This window comes from Citrobacter werkmanii (assembly GCF_008693645.1).
GTDB classification, from domain to species: Bacteria; Pseudomonadota; Gammaproteobacteria; order Enterobacterales; family Enterobacteriaceae; genus Citrobacter; species Citrobacter werkmanii.
On record NZ_CP044101.1, the window covers coordinates 2,772,609 to 2,796,276 of the forward strand.

Here is a 23,668-nt window from a genome sequence, read left to right on the forward strand (position 1 = left end):
TGTCAATATAGTTTTTAATCGATACTATATGTCGAGGAGGAAGTTGTTATGCACGATATGTCACTTTTCGATGTCCTGGACAGGCTTTCCAGCCTCACACGGATGTGGTTTCGCCAACATCCATTACTGGCGGATCTGCAGCCGGTACAACTCAGCGCGTTAATGTATCTGGCCCGTTGCAACCGTTATTCCAATACGCCGCTTGGCGTAACGGACTACCTCGGTCTCACCAAAGGCACCGTATCGCAATCGCTGAAGCTCTTGGAAAGCAAAGGACTGATTGTTCGCAAGCAGGATGCCCGCGATAAACGCAGCGTACATTTACAGTTAACTGAATCAGCCGGTACGTTACTGGATGCCCTGCTCCCGCCGACGTTTTTAGTGGCAGGTGAAACGGCGATGGGTGAACGCGCGACGGTACTTAAAGAGCTACTATTTGAACTGTTACGTGGGATCCAGCGGACCAACAATGTGCCTGGCTTTGGTCTTTGCCATAGCTGTCGATTCCACCAAAAAACGGGTGGTCAGGGATTTTGTAATCTGACGAAAGAGGTGTTAAGTGAAGAGGATTCGTTGCTGATTTGCCGGGAACACCAGCCCCCGGAAACCTAAAATGGTTGGCGGAAAATCACACCAGCCATTTTAACGCAGGCAAAAAAGTTGTCCGTTTTACGAGCTCGCGACATTTTCAACACGGTCAGTCGTGGATTTTAACGCCAAGGCAGCCGCGAACGAATTCAGGATTAAAATGCTTCACCGCCTCACCCACATAGCCTAGATCCAGCGCGCTGATTTGCGCCATTTCACTATCCGTGAGTGAGAAATCCCAGATGGCAAAATTCTCTGCAATACGCTCTTGCCGGGTGGATTTAGGAATCACCGTCACGCCGCGCTGCACGTTCCAGCGCAGAACAACCTGAGCAACGGTTTTTTGGTGGGCATCCGCAATCCCCTGAAGCATTTCATCTTCATATGGTTTATGCCTCCCACCGCCTAACGGCGCCCAGGCTTCAGGCTGAACGTTGTAGCGCTTCATCGTTTCAATGGCTACAGGTTGCGCAAAGTAAGGATGCAATTCGACCTGGTTCACCATCGGCTGAATTCTGACGGTTTCACAGAAGTTAGCTAACACATGCGCATAGAAGTTGGAGACGCCAATGGCCTTCAGTTTACCGGCTTCATAAGCCTCTTCCAGAGCGCGCCAGGCGCTGAAATAATCGCCCATGGCCTGATGCAATAAATAAAGATCAAAATATTCCAGGCCCGATTTTTTCAGCGACGCCTCAATACCGGCTTTAGCCATATCGTAGTTGGCCATATCCTGGACCCACAGCTTAGAAGTGATAAATAACTCCTCGCGAGTACACAAACCTTCAGCGATGGCTTCACGAACGGCCCCACCCACGGCATCTTCATTGCTGTATACGGCTGCGGTATCGATGAGGCGGTAACCGGTGCGAATGGCGCTTAAAACCGACTGCTTACACTCTTCCTTATCGGTGACCTTAAAAACGCCAAAACCAACCATCGGCATTCTGCAGTTGTTACTTAGTACTGAGTATTCCACGGCCTAGCCCCTGTCATGTTAAAACACTATTTTAGGCCAGAAACCCCGCCGTGATTACCCAGTCATCTCTGATTTGACCTATGCATGGCATTCATTAGTACAGATGAGGTTGTTCTGTTAAAGATGAGGGTAAGAAAGGATAAAGGCTGCGATATCAGACTCTATAACGCATCAGGACAGACTGCTCTACGGAACCAACATGGCATATGAACCTAATTCATGGTTCCGGACATAGCTCCTTCAGGTCGACACTATAAATTCTGAGTAATGTTGTAGTCTGCATAACAAACTACAACATTCAGATGAGATCAAACTAATGATGCCACCTTAATGGTGGCACCTGATCTGTAATACGTAACCAACAGCCATCGTCTGTATCCGTTTAAAGGATCCAGATGATGGTTTACGGATTAAATCTTTCTTTAATGTGATTATCGCTTTTAACAAAAAAGTAGCACATCCCCATTACAACAAATATGAAACCGGAGCCGACGACCCAGTAACCGGGACCAAAGGCCTGGGGGTTCAGTATCATGTATATCAGGGATCCAATAGAGCAAAGCAAGACGCCTGTGCGTAAAACCCATTGGATAAGTTTTGTCTGTTCATCCTTCAGTAAATGCTGGGCAAACAACATAACAACCATAATAGCCGGAAATAATATCAAACTGACATCAAGATGCAGCATGCGGAATGCAAAACCATACTCCCCTAGTGGCACAGGGTTAGCTGAGTTATAAAGATCGGCTCGATACTCTTCCAGGAACCCCATACCTGCTACGGTAATCACTATGCTACACCATGTAAGGAAGATCCCCATAAGAGTGTACTTGCTGGATTTGTTTAGTTTGACGCCATTTTTCCCTTTTCCGAAAAGTATTGCGCCAATCAGAAGTAAACCGCCACATAAAATAAAGGTACCGATTGTAAAATCACCTAAATCAATACCAGCCACACTATGGCCTCTGGGTTCAAAGAATCCTTTTTCTGTAAAAATATGAGGGATCTGTAAATGAGAACCACCGAAACCTGATACCACTAAAATAATAACAACAGCAACCAGCCCCAAAATAACCAGCCATTCACCAGTTGCTTTTATCTTTGCAGCATATCCGGATAAATATCTCCCGTATCTCCAGGTCACTGCCGACAGTATAAGACCAATGACAGCCACTACCATCATGTCAGAGTGAGAGCGTAGTAAATTGTCCTGCCATTCCGGTAGGGTATAACCAATCTTACCAGCATACCAACCTAATATTCCCAGCCAATCGCCAAAATCAAGAATGAACCCGGCTAAATCGCCAATCAGTGCTGCAATGACAGCTGTGCAGGATGCGGCTATAACCAGATAATATGTTCGTGATGATTTTAATTCTTTATTTTTTGACAGAATAAGTCCTGATAACATTGTTATCAGTATCACATCAAGCGATAAAAAAGAAAGAATTTGGTACCACAATGCAAGCTTGCTGTATTCCATAGAACGATTGATCGCACCACCACTTACACCAATTAAAATTGTGGCGATTGTGCAATAGAAAATAATTTTTTTGAATTTTCCGTCAAGACCATAAATCTGACTAACCAGTAGAGCAGTCAGACCAGCAAGACCTACAGACAAGCCATGAAAATACATTATTCTTGAGTAATCTACGGGAGTTACTCTGTCCACAAAAATAGAAAAAGGATTTGAAATAAAAACACTGCATACTGCATAAATGACCAGAATGATGAGTAGCCATTTGATTACCTGTGGCCAGCTATGTTTCCCCAGACCTGGTTCAGGTTCATAGTCCGTTGGTTTTATCATGTATGTTATCTCTGTTATGGCTTTTGCTGAGATTTTTGAACACGTGCCAGCGAGTCAAACTGACAGAGCAGTAAGGCCAGTGGCCGCGTTTTCTTCTTCAAATTGCCTTATTAGTCCAAATATCTTTGTATAAAGTACCTTGATCCTGGGGTTCAGCCAGTGTGATCGTCAGGAACTGCCGGTCATATTATTGGCATAATAAGGTCATTATATTGACCAAGATCTATAAATCTTTTGAAAGGTGAACCCAAAAAACGCAGATTATGTATGTATGACTCAGCAAGTCAGAGACGCTAATGACAGAATAGGTATAACGATGAAAATCTATAAAATCAGATGGTTATATTCATCATCACAGCTATAAGGGAGGTACTGTTGTCTGAGGATAGTCAAAACAAAGCAGGTCAGTGATTGAACAGCATCGCTATGCGATGAAAATGCCCGAGAGGCTGGTATCCTTCACCAGCCTTCAGTTTCCGGAGATAACAAAGCACGGGATCTGACAGACAGGTATACGGGAACAAAGCTAGCCCGTAGTTATCTCTGAGAAATAGATCTTGAGCGTATGTCCGGACGATTTTTATCCCTACACATCTCACTTTTACGAGTTACTCAGGATGCTTTCTCATTCACTGTCATGATAAATATCAGTGGGCTCTCACCCCGGTTTTCATAGAAATGAGGGACATCCGTTCTGGCCGTTGCAGAACAACCGGAATTAACCAGATACAGATGCTCTTGTACGCCAAGCGTGAGCGTCCCCGTTTGTACATAAAACAATTCAAGTGTTCCCGTAGAGTGACCGGGAGAAGCAAACTTTTCTCCTGGCTGCATTTCCCACATCCAGAGCTCTGTCATATCCGGCCCCCCGGAACCAGCAAGAAGCCTTGCTCTTCCTCCTTTGTCGCCTTTCCAGAGTTCAGGGATCTCACCTTCAGCAATAAGATGGACGGTTGGTTTTGTCCCTACATCGACAAAATCAGCCACCGATACCCCCATTGCGGCTGCCAGACGGCATAACAGCGCAATACTGGGATTGGCCTTACATCCTTCAATCTCGACCAGCGCTCCCTTACTGACATTTGCCTGCCTGGACAGCTCATCAAGCGACATTTTTTTTTGTTTACGGTACTGCTTAATTCGCTGCGAAACAGCTTCATTGACGGTGCTGACATCCGCACCCGCATCGGTCATTAAGTTGACTTTTTTGGTCATTGGTCGATATCATAAAATAAATTGGTCATTACAGGATTATCCCGTGTTAACACATTCTCCGTCAATTGCCCCGGAAGTTTATCGTACTGCTCCCGGTTTTCGAGCGCTTAGTATTTACGTAAAAGCCGCGCCGGTACTGAATCCTGACGTTGGCAGGGCCGCCTTACTGGAAGCTTGTGAGGCGGTTCTGGCAGGCAGACCGGAATGGGCGGAGTCTCATCTGGCCGCATGGGCTGGCGTTTTTCAATCATTTGGCGCCAAACCAAAGCGCACGCCTTGTTCAGCTGATGCGCTACGTAAGCGCGTGCTTCGTGATGGCATGATGCCAGCACTGGATCCTGTTGTTGATCTTTATAACGCCGTCAGCCTCCGTTATGCCGTTCCGGTTGGTGGCGAGAATATTTCCGCTTACCAGGGCGCTCCGCGTCTGACCATTGCGGAAGGTACCGAGCCCTTTGACACGATGAAAGAAGGCACACCTGTTATCGAGTATCCCTCTCCCGGAGAGGTTATCTGGCGTGACAATGCTGGCGTCACCTGCCGTCGCTGGAACTGGAGGCAAGGGATAAGGACACGTTTAAGTGTTGAAGCGCAGCAAATGTGGTTTATTCTGGAAAGTCTGCCACAGATGCCGCTGGAAAAGCTTCATGAAGCAGGAAGAATGCTGACTGACGGTCTGGAAGAAATGATGCCGGGTCTGTGGTTTGAAAATACTCTCATCGAAGATCAGCACCAGTAATCTTATTCAGGACAAACACCTATGTTTACTGGCTTGTCTGCGTTTCCCTTAACTCCAGTCACCACCAGCGGCGTGGATGAAAAGGGCTTCAGTCATATTCTTTCTCGCCTAACAGAAGCCCGGGTTGATTCTATGGGTATCCTGGGGTCAACCGGAAGCTACGCTTATCTGACCCGGGAGCAACGCAAGCGCATCGCGACTCTGGCAACACAGCACGCCGGAGAGATCCCTGTCATGGTGTGTGTGGGAGCTGTCAGCACGGAAGCCATCCTGCATCTGTCAGACGATGCGCAAGCCGCGGGCGCAAGTGCCCTGCTGCTCCCGGCTGTCAGCTACCAGCCGCTCCGTGACGAAGAAGTCTTCGCACTATTTGAGACCGTTACCCGACACGCGTCTGTGCCGGTGTGCATCTATGATAACCCGGGCACCACACATTTTACCTTTACGGATGAACTGCACGGGCGTCTATCCTCACTGGATGGGGTTCGCTCAGTCAAGCTCCCTGGTGTCCCGGATAGCCCGACTGCAGCGAGAGAGCGGGTAGAGGGATTGCGTCAACACCTGCGCCCTGACGTAACCATCGGTATCAGTGGGGATGCTTATGCCGGGCTGGGATTAAACGCCGGCTGCGAAGTGTGGTACTCCGTTAGCGGTGGTTTGTTTCCGGTGATGGCGAAACAAATTACTGACGCAGCGGCGGCGAACGATCATGAACGCGTTACTGCCCTGACAACGCGCCTTGAGCCATTGTGGGCGCTGTTCCGTAAACATGGCGGAAGCATCCGCGTTATTGCTGCTGCCGCAGGCGTGCTTGGACTTACCGATACGGACTGCCTCCCTCGCCCTCTGCAGCCTTTGTCAGCAGGTGATATCGCGGATATTGCCCGTGTGATAACCACACTGGAGCTGAAATAACCGCCCTTGAGGACCGGCTGTCTGCCGGTCCTTCTGAAACCTGACCGGGCATTACTGCGACAGGCGGATTCTGAAGATCTCGGCAAAATATTCCGCGCCGGTTAGTAAAATTTCATCGTTAAAGTCATAACAGGCATTGTGCAGCGGCGTATTGCCCTGCGGGTCTGACGCATCGCCGTTACCTAAAAAGACAAAGCAGCCTGGAATTTTCTGCAGGAAAGCGCCGAAGTCTTCCGAGATCATCATCTGCGCGACATTGCCATCGACGTTCTTCTCCCCCACAACGTTCTCTGCCGCGTTCACCGCCACGTCCACGCAATGTTGCCAATTCACCGTTGGCGCGAACTCGTGCGTATAAATAAACTCGCACTGCGCCCCATGCATCGCGCAAATGGCTTCGCTGATAGTTCGCATCCGTTCTTCCAGCAAGGTCTGCACCTCAGGGGAGTAGCTGCGGGTATCGCCCTTAATTTCAACATGGGTGGGAATGGCATTGCGGATGCCATCGGTGTGCAGTTCCGTACATGAAATAACCGCCGGCACGTTAGGATCGACGTTGCGCGAAACGATGGTTTGCAGCGCCAGAATAATCTCCGCCGCAATCACCAACGGATCTTTACTCATATGCGGACGTGCGGCATGTGCCCCCTGACCGGTAATGCGAATAATAAAGTTATCTTCACTGGCCATGATCCCCCCACCCGCGTAGCGATGGTTCCAGCCTTCATGCCTGGCATATTGTGCAGACCATAAATCTCTTCAATGGCAAAACGCTCGATAACGCCGTCCGCCATCATCGCATTCGCACCGTAACCCGGCTCTTCAGCTGGCTGAAAAACAAAACAGACGGTGCCATTGAAGTTCTGACGCTGCAACAGCAACTGCGCAGCACCCAGCGCAATGCAGGTATGGCCGTCATGTCCACAACCGTGCATACGTTCAGCGGTGCCCGATCGATAAGACCGCTCGCCCTGTTCTGTCAACTGGATAGCGTCAATATCGGCGCGAATAGCGATAACGCCCTTTCCGTCACCGCATTTCAGCACACCCACCAGCCCGGTTTTACCAATGTTACGATGCACTTCGATCCCCATCGCCTCGAGTTTTTCGGCGATGAATTGCGCAGTTTTTACCTCTTCAAAGGCACTTTCCGGGTTGGCATGCAGATGACGACGCCATGCAATAAGCTGCTGCTTTAACTGTTCCTGATTCATATTATTCTCCTGTAAAACGCTATTCCGCGCGCTGGGCGCGTTGTAATACCACCTGCAGCAGCACGTTGGCACCGGCAATCAGGTCTTTGGCTTCGCTATGCTCTTTGACGTTGTGACTAATGCCATCAACGCAGGGGACGAAGATCATCCCGGCCGGGCAAACCGAGGCCATAAACTGCGCATCATGACCTGCACCGCTCGGCAGACGCCTACAACTCAGCGCCTGACGCTTTGCCTCGTCTTCTACGGCATTGACAATTTCATCGGCAAAAATAACCGGGTTAAAACGCACCAGCGAACGACTGGTTATTTCGACGCCCTCTTCTTGTGCCGTTCTGGCGACAAACTCGGCAAGCCGTTGTTCCGCCAGTTTTAAGGTCTCATTATCGGTATTGCGCAAATCCACCGTCATCACGACATGGTTGGGAATCACGTTAATCAGGTTCGGTTTAAAGACCATATGTCCGACAGTAGACACCTGATCGCCACCAAGAGTAAGCGCCAGTTCACGGGCGTATACGGCGATCTTCGCCGCCGCCAGTCCGGCATCGTGGCGCATATTCATCGGCGTGGTGCCCGCATGGTTGGAGACACCGGTCAACGTAAATTCCTGCCACGAAATCCCCTGCACGCCGGTTACCACTCCGATATCAATTCTCTCTTTGTCGAGGATCGGTCCCTGTTCGATATGCAGTTCAACGTAGCTATCCACCGACAGGTCGCCCGGTCGACAAGCGCCTTTGTAACCAATCTCGCATAACGCCTCATCAAGAGTTACCCCATCAAGATCCTTCGCTGCCAACGCTGCATCAAGAGGATATTCACCAGCAAACACCACGCTGCCCATCATATCGGGCTGAAAACGTACGCCTTCTTCGTTGGTAAAGAAGGTGACCGCCAGCGGACGACGGGGACGAATGCCCGCCTCTAAAAGAGTGGCAATCACCTCCAGACCCGCCATCACGCCGTAATTGCCGTCGTACAAACCGCCAGTGCCGACGGTGTCAATATGCGAGCCCATCATGACCATCGGTAACGCCTCTTCACCGGCATAGACGCCAGTAACATTGCCAATAGCATCGATATAGATTGCCAGACCCAGCGCTTTCATTCTGGCAACGACAAAGTCCCTGCCCGCTTTATCCTCCGCGGTCGCCGCGAGGCGACAGACGCCCCCGCCCTCCAGCGCGCCACATTCGCCGAGCGCGAACAAAGAATCGATAAGCCGCTGGCCGTTAATCTGCAGATAATGACTCATAAAAACATCTCGCTATTCATCGTGGTTACTGGAACATGCCGTAAAAAATGGCAGATACGGTAATCAACCCAATCAGGGTGACAAAAATGTTGCTGGCTTTGCCGCGATACGGTGCCAGCACCGGTAATTTATGGATGGCATACATCGGTAACAGCAGTAGGATTGCCGCCCCAGTAGGGCCGCTGATGCACTCAATAATGCCGAGAATACTTGGGTTTTTATAGGCAGCGAACCAGCAGGTCAGAACCATAAAAACCAGGATAACAGCGTCAACCGCGCGAATACCTGGCTTTTTCCCCCGAGAGGCGGCAGCCTCAAGAATCAGGTCTCGCAGTGATTCATACGCGCCGATATAGTGGCCCAGAAATGATTTGGTAATGGCGACAAATGCGATAATCGGCGACAGCCAGGCAATAATTGGCGTGTCAAACTGGTTCGCAAGATACGAAAGTATTGAGAGGTTTTGCGCCTTCGCTTCCGCCAGTTGCTGTGGTGACAGACTTAACACGCAACTGAGGACGAAAAACAGCACGACCACTATCATCAACAGGATGCCATAGCGCTGAATCTGTGCGCATTTGCGCTCGGCAAGCTCCAGGCCGTAGCGCTGTTTCTGGCGCACGACCATCGGCGAAATAATCGGATAGTGGTTAAACGACATCACCAATACCGGAAACGTCATCCACAGCGTCAAGAAAATGCTGCGCCCATCCCCCATCGCGCTAATGCTTACGGTGTGAAAAATCGCGCCGTTCCAGTGCGGAATCAGAAACAGCGACATAAATATCAGCGAGATAATAAAGGGATAAACCAGGGTGCTCATCACTCGCATGATCAGCCGCTGCCCCAGGCGGACAATAAGCATCAGCCCGAGAATCAACACGATAGCCACCAGCGCCCGTGGCGGCTCCGCCAAGCCGAGCTGGTGGCGGATAAAACTCTGCGCAGTATTGGTGATCGCCACTGCATACATAATCAAAATGGTATAGACGGCGAAAAAATAGATAACGGTAAACACCTTCCCCGCCAGCGCGCCGAAATGTTCGCCGATAACATCGGTAATGGTGCTTTCCGGCGTATTCGAAGAGTAAATGAAGCGCGCCAGTCCGCGATGCGCCAGATAGGTAATCGGAAAAGCAAGAACGAAAACAATCAATAGCGGCCAAAAGCCGCCGATCCCGGCATTTATTGGTAGAAACAGCACCCCAGCGCCAATCGCCGTTCCGAACAGGCCAAGCACCCAAACGGTATCTTCGCCATGCCATTTTGTGGAATTACAATATCCTCTTTCTTCTGTAACAGCAGTTTCAGTATTCATCGGTCATGTTCTCTCAGCATTACGCGAAATCGCGTATGTTTTATTTATTGTCAGAACGCATGTCATACCGAGGGCATGTAGGGTAGGTAAGATGGCCCTCTTATTATTGCCGTTGGCGGTTAGCCATTGCGGCCAAACCAGACGATGTCTTCATAGACATCCGGGGAAGTGTCCCCTTCGGTACTGATTAACAGGACGTGCGCATCGGCATTGAGCCGCAGCGATTCGGCGAGATGGCGAAACTCCGGCTGGGTCATCAGCGCATACAGCACCCCCGCGCCGATAGCGCCGGATTCGCCGGAAATAAAGGGTTCATCGGTGCCGGGGCGCGGCGCAGCCAGCAAACGCATACCGTTGGCGGCAAGATGATCGTCAGCGGAGATAAAGCAGCGGGCATGGTCGCGCAGCATCGGCCAACTGGTGATGTTCGGCTCGCCGCAGGCAAGTCCGGCCATCAGGGTCGCCATATCGCCGCCGACGCTGTGCGGCTGACCATCATTAATGGTCGCCGAGCGGTATAGACAATTTGCTTTATGCGGTTCGACAATGACGATTGTCGGCGCTTGCTGCTGCATTTTTTCGACGAAATAGCCCATGATGCTGCCCGCGAAGGAGCCAACCCCAGCCTGCAAAAAGAGATGTGTCGGCAGCGGCGCCCCGCTTTGCATCAGTTGATCCCAGGCTTCAACGGCGAGCGTCATATAACCTTGCATGATCCAGGTTGGAATCTGTTCGTAACCTTGCCAGGCAGTATCCTGCAACAGTACCCACCCGCGCTCTTTAGCGGTTTTATCAGCCAGCCTCACGGTATCGTCGTAGTTAAGATCGGTAATGGTGCATTCGGCGCCATGTCGACGAATATTTTGCGCCCGCACCAGCGATGAACCTTTCGGCATGTAGACCACCGCCCGTAACCCAAGCTGCTCCGCCGCCCACGCCACGCCGCGCCCGTGATTGCCGTCGGTGGCCGTCACAAACACAATATCTTTAATGCGGGCTTTAATTTCCGGCGAATTAAGATCGGCGAAGCTCAGGGTATTAATGTCACGCCCGAGTCGTTCGGCGAGATATTTCCCCATAGCATAAGATCCACCCAGCCCTTTAAACGCATTAAGACCAAATCGCTGCGCCTCATCTTTAATATGCAGCGACCCCAGCCCCAGACGCTGGCTTAAATAGCCCAGCTTGCGTAGCGGCGTTACCCGGTAGTCAGGAAATTTCTGGTGAAAAGCCAGCACGTCTGCGCCGACACGGTCATTGAGCAGGCTGAGATCGACGCCCTGACCATAAACTTTTTGGCGAGAATTGAATTGGTATTTCATTATGTCCGTCATAAATACACCTTTTTTATTCATACCGTCATGCCGCGATGAATTAATTCCCCCCACTAAACAACAGGCGTAGAGCTCCACGCGGCCAAATTAAGCGCAGGCCGAATAACGGAATGAACGGGTTGTGAAATAATGTGGGTTGTGTCGTTATCGGCTAAAAAACACGATTTATCGTCTTCCCACTGATTGAGATGGTACACTGCCCCCAACGGTAAAATGGCGCAAAATTGCCCTAAGAGGCGCAATTTTCAATCTGATTTACCTATCTGGCGCAACAAAGTTGCATTAGTGAGGCGTATCACACTTTTATAAGGCCGTTGAAACGATGAAACTGGACACTTGGGATAAAAAAATACTCACACTGTTGCAGCGCAATAATCGCCTGTCGCAGCGAGAGATCGCCGATCTCGTCAGCCTTTCCCCCTCGGCAGTCAATCGGCGGATCGCTGCACTGGAAGAAGCCGGTATTATTAGAGGCAGCGTCAGCCTGATCGACGCCACTAAAGTTGGTCGCCCTATCACTATCATGGCGCAGGTCACCATTGAAAATGAGCGTCTCGATCTGCTGGAAGAAGACAAGCAGCGGTTCGTGAGTTGTCCGCAGGTGCAACAGGTTTATTACGTTACCGGCGATTTTGATTTCCTGCTGGTAATGAACGTCCGCGATATGGCGGAGTACGAGGCCCTGACCCGCGATCTCTTTTTCGCATCAGGGAATATCAAATCCTTCCGCACCCTCGTTTCGATGCAAAATGCCAAGCAGGAAATGACAGTGGTTATCGAGTAAAACGCCCGGCGGATGATGGCGGCAGGTCAGAAATTGGCCCATGTCTAATTTATTTCCGAAATCCGCCCTTCCATATGCGAATTCTACTTGTCTGCCAGAAGATGACAGATAACATGACTATCCCCCCGAGTAACGGGGAAAACGATTTTTTATTGGGCTACAAACAGAGAGACTACAGAAAGGACACCGAATCCGCTGGCGTAACCAGAACATACAGGCCATCACGGTCTGCAATCTTGCAGTTTTTCTCTCTGGCTTTCAGATGCTAAAGAGAAACTAGCGCGGTAAACTGCGCCAGCTCTGGGTTTATCCGTGGTTACCTTGCGTTAACATGAGGCCAGTACTGATTAGTGCCTCACAATATACATTGTGCGGCTGTATGCGACATCTTCAGGGTTAGTAATCGGGTACCCTTTCAGCCACGGTTTAATTAACCGCCCGTTGGTATACTGATAAATTGGTGCAATAGGTGCCTGTTCCATCAGAATTTTCTCTGCCGTATTATAATCCGCATTCCGCGCCTTCTCGGTATTTTCCAACGTAGCCTGAGTTAATACTTTATCGTATGCCGGATTATTAAAGCGGGAGATATTGCCCGTATGGGTCGATGTTAATAACGACAGGAACGTAGAAGGCTCATTGTAGTCCCCCACCCAGGAAGCGCGGATCACATCAAAATTGCCGGTATTACGGCTGTCGATATAGGTTTTCCACTCCTGATTCTGCAGTTTTACGTCGACACCGAGGTTTTTCTTCCACATAGAAGCCACTGCGATAGCAATCTTTTGGTGGTTTTCAGAGGTATTGTACAGCAGCGTCAGTTTAAGCGGTTTCTGTGGACCATAGCCAGCTGCACGCAGCAGGGTTTTCGCCTGAGCATTCAACTCTTCCTGACTCATTTGCTCAAACGGCGAAGGTTCAGGTACAAATCCTGCCGTAACATCCGGCGTGAAATGCCAGGCGGGCTTCTCGCCGGTACCTAATACTTTCTCCGCCATCAAACGACGATCGATCGTCATACTCAGCGCCAGGCGCACGCGGGAATCGGCAGTCGGTCCCTTCTGGGTATTAAAGGCATAATAGTAAGTGCCAAGCTGAGGCGGGGTATAAACCTGGCCCGGAATATCCTTCAACAGTTTCTGATACATGTTTTTCGGGAAGGATTCCGTGATATCAATATCACCCGCAAGGTAGCGCTTAGTGGCTGCCGATTCCTGATTAATGGGCAGGAAGGTGACTTTTTGCAGAACCGTTTTGCCGTTGTCCCAGTAATGCGTATTCGGTACAACGACCAGTTTTTCATTTACGACGCGATCTTTGAGCACGTAGGCGCCGTTACCAATCAGATTACCCGGTTTGGTCCACTCTTTGCCGCTCTCAACATTGGCTTTTTGTACCGGATAAAATGCAAAACTTGCCGTCAGATTGGCAAACCAGGGGAGCGGTTTATCCAGTTGAACTTTTAATGTACGCGCATCGACCGCGCTAACGCCAAGCTTATCAGGCGCTGCTTTGCCATCGATGATCGCCTGAGCATTGCTAATACCCGCCAGCGCAGCAAACCACGCAAACGGTGATAGTGTTTTGGGATCAACCAGACGCTGCCAGCTGTAGACAAAATCCTGCGCCGTTACCGGTGTACCATCGGACCATTGCGCATTGTCACGTAGCGTAAACGTCCAGATGCGGTTATCGTTACTTTTCCACTGGGTGGCGACGCCAGGAACAATTTCTCCCTTCTCATTCTGATTGACCAGCCCTTCAAATAAATCACGAATGACCTGAATTTCAGGAAGTCCGACGGCCTTTGCCGGATCAAGCGACGCCGGTTCATCTTTTATATGCCGCACCAGTTCTTGTTTCTCTGCCAGTACCGTTCCGCTGGGAACATCAGCAGCCCATGATAAGGAAATGCTACTAACCAACAGCGCACAACAGGTTACTGAAACAGAATGCTGCATAAAATACCCTCAATTCCGGCTACTAAGTGAATGTGTAATTATTTGTATCGCCAGCAGGAAATGCAATTAACTTCCGACAAGAAAGTGATATTACACCTGAAAAGATAAGTGTGTGAAAACGATTTGATTATCCATACATTTTGCACAACACTGCGAGTAACTATTCGAGCATTTAGAGATGACTATGACCGCTACCCGTCCCCGTGCCGAGCGCGGCGCATTTCCGCCAGGAACCGAACATTACGGACGTTCATCGTTAGGCGCACCGCTAATCTGGTTTCCTGCGCTGGCAGCCGATCATGAAAGCGGCCTGATACTGGCAGGTACGCACGGCGACGAAAACTCATCTGTCGTCACCCTTTCCTGCGCATTGCGTACGCTTAACCCTTCCCTGCGTCGTCACCATGTGGTGCTGGCGGTGAACCCCGACGGTTGCCAGCTTGGGCTGCGCGCAAATGCGAACGGCGTAGATCTTAACCGTAATTTTCCTGCCGCAAACTGGAAAGCGGGTGAAACGGTATATCGCTGGAACAGTAGCGCCGAAGAACGCGACGTGGTTTTGCTGACCGGCGAGCATCCGGGGTCAGAACCAGAAACCCAGGCGCTGTGTCATCTTATTCACCGGATTCATCCCGCCTGGGTGGTTTCTTTTCACGATCCGCTGGCCTGTATTGAAGATCCCAGACGCAGCGAGTTAGGCGCATGGCTGGCGCAGTCATTTGAATTGCCGCTTGTCACCAGCGTAGGTTACGAAACGCCTGGCTCTTTTGGTAGCTGGTGCGCCGACCTGAACTTGCACTGTATCACCGCCGAATTTCCGCCCATTTCATCCGATGAAGCGAGCGAGAAATACCTGCTGGCCATGTCCAATCTCCTGCGTTGGCACCCTAGAGATGAAGCTGTCCGGTCGTAAAATGCAGGGATGGCTCCGCGTCGCTGGCAAGCCAGGTAGGTCCATCGAGATCGGCAAAACTGACCTGCGGCGTGAGGGGTAACGCCGCGCTAATCGCCCGGGATGTACACAGCATGCAGCCCAGCATCAGCGCAAATCCCTGCTCGCGCGCATCGACGGCCAGCGCCAGCGCTTCGGTCAGGCCCCCTGTTTTATCCAGTTTGATATTGACCATTTCATAGCGCCCGTGCAGCGCTTTCAGGCTGCTGCGGGTGTGGCAACTTTCATCTGCGCAGATCGGTAGCGGATGCACAAAATTCTCCAGCGCGGCATCATCCTGCGCCGGGAGCGGTTGTTCCAGCATCGCAACCCCTAAATCAGCCAGAAGCTGACAGCGCGCGGCCAGGCCCTCTGCCCGCCAGGATTCGTTAGCGTCGACGATGATCGTGGCCTCAGGAACAGCCGCACGAATGGCAACCATCCGTTCGCTGATTAAACGGGCATCCAGTTTGACTTTCAGCAGTCTCGCCCCATTCTCCCACAGTGCCGCCGCGCTCGCCGCCATCTGTTCGGGCGTTCCAATCACCACCGTTTGCGCTGTCGTCACCACCTCAGCCAGTTCGCAACCCACCAGCTCAGCCAGAGACAACTGCTGTTGTCGCGCATTCAGATCCCACAACGCACAGTCCACCGCGTTACGCGCCGCTCCCGCTGGCAGCAGCTTTTGCAGTTCTTCACGCGTCAGTCCATTTTCCAGTTGTGGCGCAATGCTCATAATTTGCGCCAGCACTGAGGCATCGCTTTCACCGTAGCGCGGATAAGGCGTACACTCTCCGACGCCTGTGACACCATTTTCTTCCACTTCGACCACCACCACATGCGCTTCGGTTCTGCTCCCACGGGCAATAACAAAGGGAGTGTGCAGCGGCCAGGCTTCCTCATATACCTTTACTGTTCTCATTCGTTTTCCTTAGTGCAGTCCCTGAAGCGGATATCCGCAAATAGCGTTTGCCGTGTTAACTGCTGATGGCATAAACTAGCCTCGACGTTAACTATATGTAAACAGGAAGATAACCATGTCACAAACCGTTCATTTCCAGGGCAACCCGGTTGCAGTCGCTGGCTCCATTCCTCAGGCAGGAAGCAAAGCTCAGGCTTTTACCCTTGTGGCTAAAGATCTGTCTGACGTTACGCTGGGCCAGTTCGCCGGCAAGCGCAAAGTGCTGAATATTTTCCCAAGCATCGATACCGGCGTTTGCGCGGCATCGGTACGTAAGTTTAACCAACTGGCGACAGAAATCGACAATACCGTCGTACTGTGCGTTTCGGCCGACCTGCCCTTTGCACATTCTCGTTTTTGCGGTGCGGAAGGTCTGAGCAACGTTATCACGCTGTCCACCCTGCGCAATGCAGAATTCCTGAAAAACTACGGTGTTGAAATCACTGAAGGCCCATTAAAAGGGCTGGCCGCGCGCGCCGTGGTGGTTATCGACGAGAATGACAACGTTATTTTCAGCCAACTGGTCAATGAAATTACCAACGAGCCGGATTACACTGCCGCTCTGGACGTGCTGAAAGCGTAATAAACACTTAGCCTTCTATACAACACATTCTCAACCTCGCTACGGCGGGGTTTTTTATTGTGCACAGCCCCTCCAGCCAGGCTGGGGGTTTTCCATAGACAACAAGTAAGCCGTAACATTGCTGTTACGGCTTTGAAGGTGAGGACTTTTTTAACTTACCTGGACGCTTTTAACATCTCATCCGTTAAGGTAATCGAATCCAGCACGGTAAATATTTTTGCACTTTCACTACTGCCGTCGGCGGTAGCCGCATAAACTTTATCACCCGCTTTCAGTTTATTCACAGAGATAGTCTCAGAAGGCGACCAGTAACCCCGCTGCGAATTCAACACCGTGGAACAACCTTTACCGGACTTCTTGACCCCCCCATGGAACCATGAGCCACAAAAATTGGTGGTCGTTTTTCCTTTCGCGTCGGTTGAATCGTAATAAAAGTTAACGTACTGATACGTAATCATCATCGACGTACTTGCATTAATCGTATACGTCAACGAACCATTTTTAACCGACGTCTCTGACGATGCAATTTGCGAAGGGCTGCCCGTACTCACATCTTCAAGTGTGTACTGATAAGTTAACACAACGTTACCTTTCGCATCGGTAACTGTAACGTTATGCCCTTCGGTAATGAATCCAGACATTATGGATAACTTAACCGTGGAATAACCATTACCTGAATCGGTTATCGTTACCTGGTCGTTCCCTTTGTTGCCGTATTTACCGAAATAGTACGGCTCACCAACGGCATCAATATTCCAGCCATCGTGTTGCAATGTAACGGTATACTCCCCACTCTCAATACTGGCAGTATTTTGCGTCCATTTTAATTCCGGGTTAGATTTCGATTTGTCAACATTGATGTCTTTGATTTCCGTCTCTGCCGGTGTCTCATCGCTATGGGTAAACGGTGCAAACACTTCGCTGAAGGCGTATTGCGGTGCCTGAGATTCCGTTAACCCACTGTGTTCCGGCGAGACCTGACCGGCAACACCCGGCTGATCACGCATCATCGACCACATACCAATCATGCCCATATCGCGATCTTTGGCATCGTCCATCACCAGGTTAGCATCCGACAGATAGAACACTTCGCCCTGCACGTCGTTGTAGCCGTTCATCGGCGTAACGCCCATCATGGCGTTGATCTCGTCATCGCTCTTATCGGTGAATATCTGTTTTAACTGGCTGGACAGGTTTTCTATAGCTGAGGTTGCACATTTGCCATGAATATTCTGCCCTTCCGTACCGTCGGACTGACAGATACTGCTGCCGTAGTCCATCGCCATCACGTTTACGCCCGCCAGATTTACACCTTTGGCCTTCGCATCGTTCAGTACATACAGACCGTCATCGGTCAGACCGGTAGGCAGAATAGGCAACGTGTACCAGATCCCTACGCTACGACCTTCTGCTTTCCATTGATCCTGCGCAGCCTTAACGGCTTCGTTACGGCGGTTAATGGAGTCATGGTCGGCAACCCAGGTCCCTTCGATATCGAAGTCCAGCACGTTCAGGTTGAGGTTTTCAACGATGTCATAATAGTGTTGCTGCAGTTGTGATACGTCGGTACAGGCTGCCGCCAACGGCGAGTTGTTGGCGCCACCGATGGAGACCATGATATCTCCGCCTGCTTCACGCAGCGCTTTAATTTTACTGTACTGCGTGTAGTCATTAATGTTGTAGGCCGTGCCCCAGGTTGGCAGACAGGTATCAGCATCCTTCGCCACCACAAAGGCCATGGTGAAGTGGGTCACATTCTGGTTTTTGGCAAGACTGGCAAGGTCTGGCAGCGAGTTCAGGGTATAGTCGACATACGGCGCGTAGACATGAGCAGGCCATGCAGATGAAGGTGTCCCGACCATTGCTTTAGTGCCGGACCAGTCAATATAAATTTTCCACGGATTGGTATCGGCTGGCGTGACTTTCTGGACTTTAGCCTGGGAAACATAGTTTTCGCCGTTATATCGAATGAGTGTCCCGCTTTCATACAGCGTTGAAGAATTAAATTCAGGCGCATTATTGAGTTGATCCGTCGTATAAGTTACGACAGCACCCAGCGGTTTCCACGGGCGACCATTGGTGCCAGACGGGTTCTGGTTTGCCTCCAGGGAAGGATCATCGCCAATGGTATAAAAGAGCGCCTCATATTCCTGGCCATCTTTCTGAACTTTATCGCCTTTATTGTACGTCGTGGTTGCCGACCACTGCGCGACTTCCGCATACACTTCCCATGGATTGGCTGCGCCCGGCGTGAAACCGTATGCGCTCTGTGCGGTAGAAGTCTGCCAGGTCGCACCGTTGTAGGTAACAATATCATTGGCACTGTAGGCATTTGCGCTACTGTAGTCCGGATAGGTTACCGTACCGCCGCCAGTGTCGCAGGTTGTCGGGTTACCGTATTCTGCGATTTCTGCAGCGGTTGCATCACGTTCAAAACGCCAGGGATTATTAGCTTCGTCATCTGAGGCATTTCCCGGACAATCTGAAGCGCCAACCCACCAGGCATTGGTATAGACGCCGCTGTCATAAATAACTTCGTAAGGGCCGGTTCCTTCTTGTCCACTCCAGGCTTCAAGAGCCAATACGGGTGCTGCGACGCATAATGCGCCCATTCCAATTATTGTTTTGGTAAATATATTAAGTTTCATAATCATCCCTTATTAATAATCGCATTATTCAAAATGCGGTTAATTGTAAGAGGAATGCGGAATGAGTGAAATGAATAGCAACTACAGGGATAATTAATTAAGAATGAGGGATACTGGTCACATGAGTATTAATATTCAATATAAATACATTAAAATAAATTAATAATATGAACAAATAAAAAATGCCAACCCCATAATCAGGATTGGCAATAATACTTTATTCTTCACTTTTCTTTTGATTCAAACCATACTCGCGTAACTTGTTAGCGATCGCAGTATGTGAAACACCAAGCCGTTTGGCCAGTTTGCGCGTACTGGGGTAATTCATATACAACTGCGTCAGCACAGAGCGTTCAAAGCGGCTGGTAATTTCATCCAGCGAGCCTTCCATCACCTCTTCTCCGACCGCAACCGTTGCCGCATCGTAATCTGGCAATAATATATCCTGTGGTCGCAACTCATATCCCTCTAACTGGGTCAACGCCCGATAGATGGCATTTTTAAGCTGGCGCACGTTACCTGGCCAACCGTAGCGGGTTAATACCGTACTGAGATCGGCGGACAGTTTTGGACGCGGTACGCCCTGTTCGTCGGCAAAACGCGCCACAAACAGTTCGGTGAGCGGCATGATATCTTGCGGACAATCGCGCAGCGGCGGCAGGTTGAGGGTCAGCACGTTCAGACGATAATACAGATCTTCGCGGAACAAACCTTTCTGCACCAGCTCCACCAGGTTCTTTTGCGTGGCGCAAATCACACGTACATCGACATGGACTTCATGATCTTCGCCAACCCGGCGGAAGGTCCCGTCATTGAGGAAACGCAACAATTTGGTCTGCATGCTCGGCGACATTTCGCCAATCTCATCCAGCAGCACCGAGCCGCCGTTAGCCTGCTCGAAGAACCCTTTTTTACCTTCCCCTGCGTGACCAAACAGCTCGCTTTCGACCGCGTCTTCAGGGATCGACGCACAGTTCAGCGCCAGATACGGCTTCGCCGCACGCGGGCTCGCCAGATGACAGGCATGGGCAAAGAGATCCTTACCCGTACCGGTATTACCGGTGATCAGCAACGGTGCGCTCAGCGTCGCCAGCTTACGGGCCTGTTCTACGACATGCTTCATTTTGGCGCTGACGGCAATAATCTGGCTAAACGCGCTCAGATCCTGCGTGGTCATATTTTGCAACTGACGCCCCATCCGGATGGTGGAACGCAGCATGACGACGGCTCCCGTCAGCATTTGCTCCTGATTTTCACCCTGCAAATGAACTGGCGTAATTTCCATCAGGAAATTCTGTCCGTTAATCACGACATGCTCGCTATGTGAATCCTGCGGATTGCTTTCGAGCCAGCGCTGGAAGTTAAAACCATTGATTAACTGGGCGGCAGTATGATTACGCATCCGCTCCTGAGAGTGAGCAAAAAGCTGACAGCTCGCAGGGTTCGCCATCTCAATTTTGCTTTTCATATCCAGAGAAAGAACGGGTTCAGGCAATGCCTCGAGCAGCGCACTCAGCGCCAGATGTTCCCGTTCGGAAGGCATCCAGGGGACGGTACGTACATCCGTAACTCCTGAAATACGGCGGATTTCAGCCATCAGACTACTGAAGTTGGTGAACTCCAGCTCCGCAAAATTAAGGTAAATTCGCCCGATGGGGTCAATCTCGATACCGCGTAAATCAATGCTTCTTAGCACCAGTAAATCGAGCAATTCGCGGGTCAGACCAAGTCGGTCTTCACAAAAGACTTCCAAACGCATAGGAACCTTCACCTGGACAAGGGATTATGTGTTAAATGATAAGACAGTATTTGGTTTGCAGGAAGAACTCTGTCAACAAATATTGACAGCACGCTGGAAAATTGGGCGCCGCGGCGTAAAGTTATACCATCGACGCCCTGTTCCAGTTAACTTTCACGCGGAGATTTGTTCTTTTGTAAGGTCTCTTTGACCTGACCAATCAACTGGCGGCGAAAATCCCCAAGTCGTGGTTTATCGTCATCGATCCACGGGAGCGGACGGCAGAGTTCCATCGCTTTAATACCCAGACGCGCCGTTAACAGCCCGGCACCAATACCCTGCGCAGCACGTGTGGATAAGCGCGCCGCCAGATCTTGCGACATCCAGTCCATACCAACCTCGCGGACCAATTCGCTGGCGCCGGCAAAGGCGATATTCAGCAGCACCAGCCGGAACAGACGCAGACGACTGTAATACCCGAGCTCAATGCCATACAGCGAGGCAATACGATTAATCAGCCGCAGATTGCGCCAGGCGATAAATGCCATATCCACCAGCGCCAGCGGGCTGACGGCAATCATCAGTGTGGACTCCGCCGCAGAACGACTGATCTCACGTCGCGCCTGCGCGTCCAGCACCGGTTGCACAAGATGGGCATACAGGCTGACGATTTCACGATCGTTTTGCGTTTCGTGGATAGAGGCATACCAGCGCTGTAACGCCGGATGGGACTGATCAATACCCGCCTGCTGCGCCAGCTTTTCACAAAATGCGCGACCTTTTCCTGTTCCGTGGCTATGAAGCAGGTCTCGCGCTTCATCACGTTCATGCGCTCGCTGGCGCAAACGCCACAACCTGCGCCACTCGGTCGCCACTGAACCCACGCCTGCGCCGACAATTAGCGCACCCGCGGCGCCCCCTCCCAGCGCGACCCAGTCCTGAGTCTGCCAGGCATTCATGGTCCACTGTACGCCCTGTGCGACAACACTCACACCAAACAGCGCCAGCCCGCCCATCACCATTTTGCGCCACAAACTGCGTTTAGGACGCAAGGCAGCATCAATCACCGCTTCTGCCTGACCTTCGTCTTCCAGAGGCTCATCCAGTGTCGCCGGAGCAAAGGTCTGCGCTTCCGTTTCATTGAACATTTGCTGCGCTTTAAACGCCGTGTTTTGTTCCACGTCCAGCGGACCTGAGAAATCGATACGCGGTTTTAACGGCTCGCTCATCGCAATTTATCTCCTATTAAAAACTCCAGCGCGGCATCAAGACGGATATGCGGTAAGGGTTTATCAACATCCATCACCTGCGGGCGAAATGCTTCAAACTGAAATCCCTGGCTGTCCCAGAATGCCTGTCCTGGCAGTCGTGCGGGCACTTCACCAGGATAGACGGTCAGCGGTTCGCCATCGCTCAGGCGATTGCCACGCAGCGCCGGGATCTTTTCGCCTTTCACATCAATCAGGCCACTGGTGGTTGCCTGTACCGATGCCAGGCCCAGACAATCCATGCTAATACCTTCGAACGCGGCGTTTTGCCAGGCATCCTGAATCAGTTGCTGGAGCAACGACACCATATTGGCATGCTGATCGACCGTGACATGGTCAGCTTTGGTGGCGGCAAATAACAGTTTGTCGATCACCGGAGAGAACAGCCGACGAAACAGCGTACGCTGCCCGTAATGGAAGCTTTGCATCAATTGGGTCAGCGCCAGACGCATATCATTGAACGCCTGTGGCCCGCTGTTGAGCGGTTGCAGACAATCCACCAGTACAATCTGGCGATCAAAACGCAGGAAGTGATTCTTATAAAAGCCCTTCACAACCTTTTCGCAATAGTAATTAAACCGCTCGCGCAACATGCCTGCGTTGGTGTGTTTGTCCGCCTGCGCCAGCTTAGATTCGCCGTATTCTTCCACATCCGGCCACGGGAAGAATTGCAGCGCGGGCGCACCCGCCATATCTCCCGGCAGGACAAAGCGTCCTGGTTGAATAAAATGCAGTCCCTGCTGTTTGCACTGATGCAAATACTCCGTCCACGCCGCGGCAATTTCCGCCAGACGGTTTTCATCAGCAGGGGCCAGCGGATCCAGCCCCTGGCATAGCTGTCGCCATCTGGCCGACCATTCGCCCCGCTGACCTTGCAATAATCCGGTCATTTGCCGCGACCAGCTCAGGTAATCCTGCGCCAGCATCGGTAGATCGAGCAGCCACTCGCCCGGATAATCGACGATTTCCAGGTATAGCGTGGAGGTGTCTTTGAAGTGGCGCAGCAAAGAGTCATTGGACTTGTAGCGCAGCGCCAGGCGAATTTCGCTCACCCCGCGCGTCGGTGTCGGCCAGGCTGGCGGAGAGCCATACAGCTGAGCCAGTCCCTCATCATAGGTAAAACGCGGAATGCCAAAATCACGTTGAGGAACCCGTTTAACGCCGAGCAGACGTTCTTCGCGCACGCAGCTGAGCAACGGCAGACGCGCACCGGCATGAATATTGAGTAACTGGTTTACCATCGCGGTGATGAACGCCGTCTTACCGCTACGGCTAAGCCCGGTGACAGCCAGGCGCAAATGCCGATCTACGCCGCGATTAACCAGCGAATTGAGTTCATTTTTAAGTCGCTTCATCGCCATCCCGTTATGCTGAAGGAACCGAAGAAATTATAACAAACAGGAAGTAAAGATAGGGGTCAA

At 51.0% G+C, this 23,668-nt stretch carries 18 protein-coding genes and 1 pseudogene; 6 read left to right on the forward strand and 13 right to left on the reverse strand.

What is annotated here, in order from left to right; translation table 11 throughout:
- Nucleotides 1-48 precede the first annotated feature (48 nt).
- A complete protein-coding gene (locus FOB24_RS14030) occupies nt 49-612 on the forward strand; it encodes a MarR family winged helix-turn-helix transcriptional regulator (protein WP_038640857.1) in 564 nt (187 codons plus the stop codon).
- A gap of 85 nt (nt 613-697) precedes the next feature.
- On the opposite strand, the gene FOB24_RS14035 is transcribed toward FOB24_RS14030, so the two are convergent.
- The 3 genes from FOB24_RS14035 to FOB24_RS14045 all read right to left on the reverse strand — a co-directional run bounded on the left by FOB24_RS14035 (nt 698) and on the right by FOB24_RS14045 (nt 4,595).
- On the reverse strand, nt 698-1,567 hold the full coding sequence (locus FOB24_RS14035) for an aldo/keto reductase (RefSeq protein WP_150345074.1): 870 nt from the start codon (nt 1,565-1,567) through the stop codon (nt 698-700).
- Between the two features lie 403 nt (nt 1,568-1,970).
- Entirely contained in the window at nt 1,971-3,380 is a 1,410-nt protein-coding gene (locus tag FOB24_RS14040; RefSeq protein ID WP_150345075.1) for a hypothetical protein, read from the reverse strand.
- A gap of 612 nt (nt 3,381-3,992) precedes the next feature.
- Nucleotides 3,993-4,595, reverse strand: a complete 603-nt coding sequence (locus tag FOB24_RS14045) for a helix-turn-helix domain-containing protein (protein ID WP_038640863.1) — start codon at nt 4,593-4,595, stop codon at nt 3,993-3,995.
- A gap of 43 nt (nt 4,596-4,638) precedes the next feature.
- On the opposite strand from FOB24_RS14045, the gene FOB24_RS14050 reads away from it, so the two are divergent.
- Together FOB24_RS14050 and FOB24_RS14055 are read left to right on the forward strand one after the other, a co-directional pair.
- Entirely contained in the window at nt 4,639-5,334 is a 696-nt protein-coding gene (locus FOB24_RS14050; protein ID WP_150345076.1) for a B3/B4 domain-containing protein, read from the forward strand.
- A gap of 21 nt (nt 5,335-5,355) precedes the next feature.
- Complete coding sequence (locus tag FOB24_RS14055) at nt 5,356-6,249, forward strand: dihydrodipicolinate synthase family protein (protein WP_150345077.1); 894 nt, start codon at nt 5,356-5,358, stop codon at nt 6,247-6,249.
- Nucleotides 6,250-6,300: 51 nt separating this feature from the next.
- On the opposite strand, the pseudogene FOB24_RS14060 reads toward FOB24_RS14055, so the two are convergent.
- The 4 genes and pseudogenes from FOB24_RS14060 to dpaL form a co-directional block, all read right to left on the reverse strand.
- A pseudogene (locus FOB24_RS14060) lies at nt 6,301-7,463 on the reverse strand (M20 aminoacylase family protein).
- 19 nt (nt 7,464-7,482) lie between these two features.
- The gene (locus FOB24_RS14065; protein WP_087856144.1) at nt 7,483-8,721 is read right to left on the reverse strand and encodes a Zn-dependent hydrolase; all 1,239 of its coding nucleotides are present in this window, start codon (nt 8,719-8,721) and stop codon (nt 7,483-7,485) included.
- Between the two features lie 25 nt (nt 8,722-8,746).
- Complete coding sequence (locus FOB24_RS14070; RefSeq protein ID WP_137347863.1) at nt 8,747-10,039, reverse strand: aromatic amino acid transport family protein; 1,293 nt, start codon at nt 10,037-10,039, stop codon at nt 8,747-8,749.
- 119 nt (nt 10,040-10,158) lie between these two features.
- The gene (gene dpaL, locus FOB24_RS14075) at nt 10,159-11,361 is read right to left on the reverse strand and encodes a diaminopropionate ammonia-lyase (RefSeq protein WP_087856185.1); all 1,203 of its coding nucleotides are present in this window, start codon (nt 11,359-11,361) and stop codon (nt 10,159-10,161) included.
- 334 nt (nt 11,362-11,695) lie between these two features.
- Between dpaL and FOB24_RS14080 the strand changes: the two genes are divergently transcribed.
- Nucleotides 11,696-12,157: an Lrp/AsnC family transcriptional regulator gene (locus FOB24_RS14080; RefSeq protein WP_038640872.1), complete on the forward strand. Its 462-nt coding sequence runs from the start codon at nt 11,696-11,698 to the stop codon at nt 12,155-12,157.
- A 347-nt stretch (nt 12,158-12,504) separates the two neighbouring features.
- Here FOB24_RS14080 and mppA read toward each other — a convergent pair whose 3' ends face one another.
- Nucleotides 12,505-14,118 (reverse strand): murein tripeptide ABC transporter substrate-binding protein MppA, encoded by a 1,614-nt coding sequence (mppA, locus tag FOB24_RS14090; protein ID WP_087856142.1) that lies wholly within the window; start codon nt 14,116-14,118, stop codon nt 12,505-12,507.
- A 184-nt stretch (nt 14,119-14,302) separates the two neighbouring features.
- Here mppA and mpaA point away from each other — a divergent pair, with 184 nt between their 5' ends.
- Nucleotides 14,303-15,031, forward strand: a complete 729-nt coding sequence (gene mpaA, locus FOB24_RS14095; RefSeq protein WP_087856184.1) for a murein tripeptide amidase MpaA — start codon at nt 14,303-14,305, stop codon at nt 15,029-15,031.
- Here the strand turns inward: mpaA and ycjG are convergent.
- Nucleotides 15,006-15,971 (reverse strand): L-Ala-D/L-Glu epimerase, encoded by a 966-nt coding sequence (ycjG, locus tag FOB24_RS14100; protein ID WP_087856141.1) that lies wholly within the window; start codon nt 15,969-15,971, stop codon nt 15,006-15,008. The two genes, mpaA and ycjG, sit on opposite strands and share 26 nt — an antisense overlap.
- A gap of 115 nt (nt 15,972-16,086) precedes the next feature.
- On the opposite strand from ycjG, the gene tpx reads away from it, so the two are divergent.
- Nucleotides 16,087-16,593 (forward strand): thiol peroxidase, encoded by a 507-nt coding sequence (gene tpx / locus FOB24_RS14105; RefSeq protein WP_085048121.1) that lies wholly within the window; start codon nt 16,087-16,089, stop codon nt 16,591-16,593.
- Between the two features lie 155 nt (nt 16,594-16,748).
- On the opposite strand, the gene FOB24_RS14110 is transcribed toward tpx, so the two are convergent.
- The 4 genes from FOB24_RS14110 to FOB24_RS14125 form a co-directional block, all read right to left on the reverse strand.
- The gene (locus tag FOB24_RS14110; protein WP_150345078.1) at nt 16,749-19,241 is read right to left on the reverse strand and encodes a lysozyme; all 2,493 of its coding nucleotides are present in this window, start codon (nt 19,239-19,241) and stop codon (nt 16,749-16,751) included.
- 217 nt (nt 19,242-19,458) lie between these two features.
- The gene (gene tyrR, locus FOB24_RS14115) at nt 19,459-21,000 is read right to left on the reverse strand and encodes a transcriptional regulator TyrR (RefSeq protein WP_038640886.1); all 1,542 of its coding nucleotides are present in this window, start codon (nt 20,998-21,000) and stop codon (nt 19,459-19,461) included.
- 146 nt (nt 21,001-21,146) lie between these two features.
- Nucleotides 21,147-22,208, reverse strand: a complete 1,062-nt coding sequence (locus tag FOB24_RS14120; protein ID WP_150345079.1) for a YcjF family protein — start codon at nt 22,206-22,208, stop codon at nt 21,147-21,149.
- Nucleotides 22,205-23,602 (reverse strand): YcjX family GTP-binding protein, encoded by a 1,398-nt coding sequence (locus FOB24_RS14125; RefSeq protein ID WP_069324996.1) that lies wholly within the window; start codon nt 23,600-23,602, stop codon nt 22,205-22,207. Before FOB24_RS14125 ends, FOB24_RS14120 begins: the two co-directional genes overlap by 4 nt.
- Nucleotides 23,603-23,668 lie beyond the last annotated feature (66 nt).

Excerpts from the sequence above, each read along its gene's own strand:
- FOB24_RS14030 (WP_038640857.1), top strand. The coding sequence starts at position 49 with ATGCACGATATGTCACTTTTCGATGTCCTGGACAGGCTTTCCAGCCTC.
- FOB24_RS14040 (WP_150345075.1), bottom strand. The coding sequence starts at position 3,380 with ATGATAAAACCAACGGACTATGAACCTGAACCAGGTCTGGGGAAACAT.
- FOB24_RS14045 (WP_038640863.1), bottom strand. The coding sequence starts at position 4,595 with ATGACCAAAAAAGTCAACTTAATGACCGATGCGGGTGCGGATGTCAGC.
- FOB24_RS14055 (WP_150345077.1), top strand. The coding sequence starts at position 5,356 with ATGTTTACTGGCTTGTCTGCGTTTCCCTTAACTCCAGTCACCACCAGC.
- FOB24_RS14065 (WP_087856144.1), bottom strand. The coding sequence starts at position 8,721 with ATGAGTCATTATCTGCAGATTAACGGCCAGCGGCTTATCGATTCTTTG.
- FOB24_RS14070 (WP_137347863.1), bottom strand. The coding sequence starts at position 10,039 with ATGAATACTGAAACTGCTGTTACAGAAGAAAGAGGATATTGTAATTCC.
- dpaL (WP_087856185.1), bottom strand. The coding sequence starts at position 11,361 with ATGAAATACCAATTCAATTCTCGCCAAAAAGTTTATGGTCAGGGCGTC.
- FOB24_RS14080 (WP_038640872.1), top strand. The coding sequence starts at position 11,696 with ATGAAACTGGACACTTGGGATAAAAAAATACTCACACTGTTGCAGCGC.
- mppA (WP_087856142.1), bottom strand. The coding sequence starts at position 14,118 with ATGCAGCATTCTGTTTCAGTAACCTGTTGTGCGCTGTTGGTTAGTAGC.
- mpaA (WP_087856184.1), top strand. The coding sequence starts at position 14,303 with ATGACCGCTACCCGTCCCCGTGCCGAGCGCGGCGCATTTCCGCCAGGA.
- ycjG (WP_087856141.1), bottom strand. The coding sequence starts at position 15,971 with ATGAGAACAGTAAAGGTATATGAGGAAGCCTGGCCGCTGCACACTCCC.
- tpx (WP_085048121.1), top strand. The coding sequence starts at position 16,087 with ATGTCACAAACCGTTCATTTCCAGGGCAACCCGGTTGCAGTCGCTGGC.
- FOB24_RS14110 (WP_150345078.1), bottom strand. The coding sequence starts at position 19,241 with ATGAAACTTAATATATTTACCAAAACAATAATTGGAATGGGCGCATTA.
- tyrR (WP_038640886.1), bottom strand. The coding sequence starts at position 21,000 with ATGCGTTTGGAAGTCTTTTGTGAAGACCGACTTGGTCTGACCCGCGAA.
- FOB24_RS14120 (WP_150345079.1), bottom strand. The coding sequence starts at position 22,208 with ATGAGCGAGCCGTTAAAACCGCGTATCGATTTCTCAGGTCCGCTGGAC.
- FOB24_RS14125 (WP_069324996.1), bottom strand. The coding sequence starts at position 23,602 with ATGAAGCGACTTAAAAATGAACTCAATTCGCTGGTTAATCGCGGCGTA.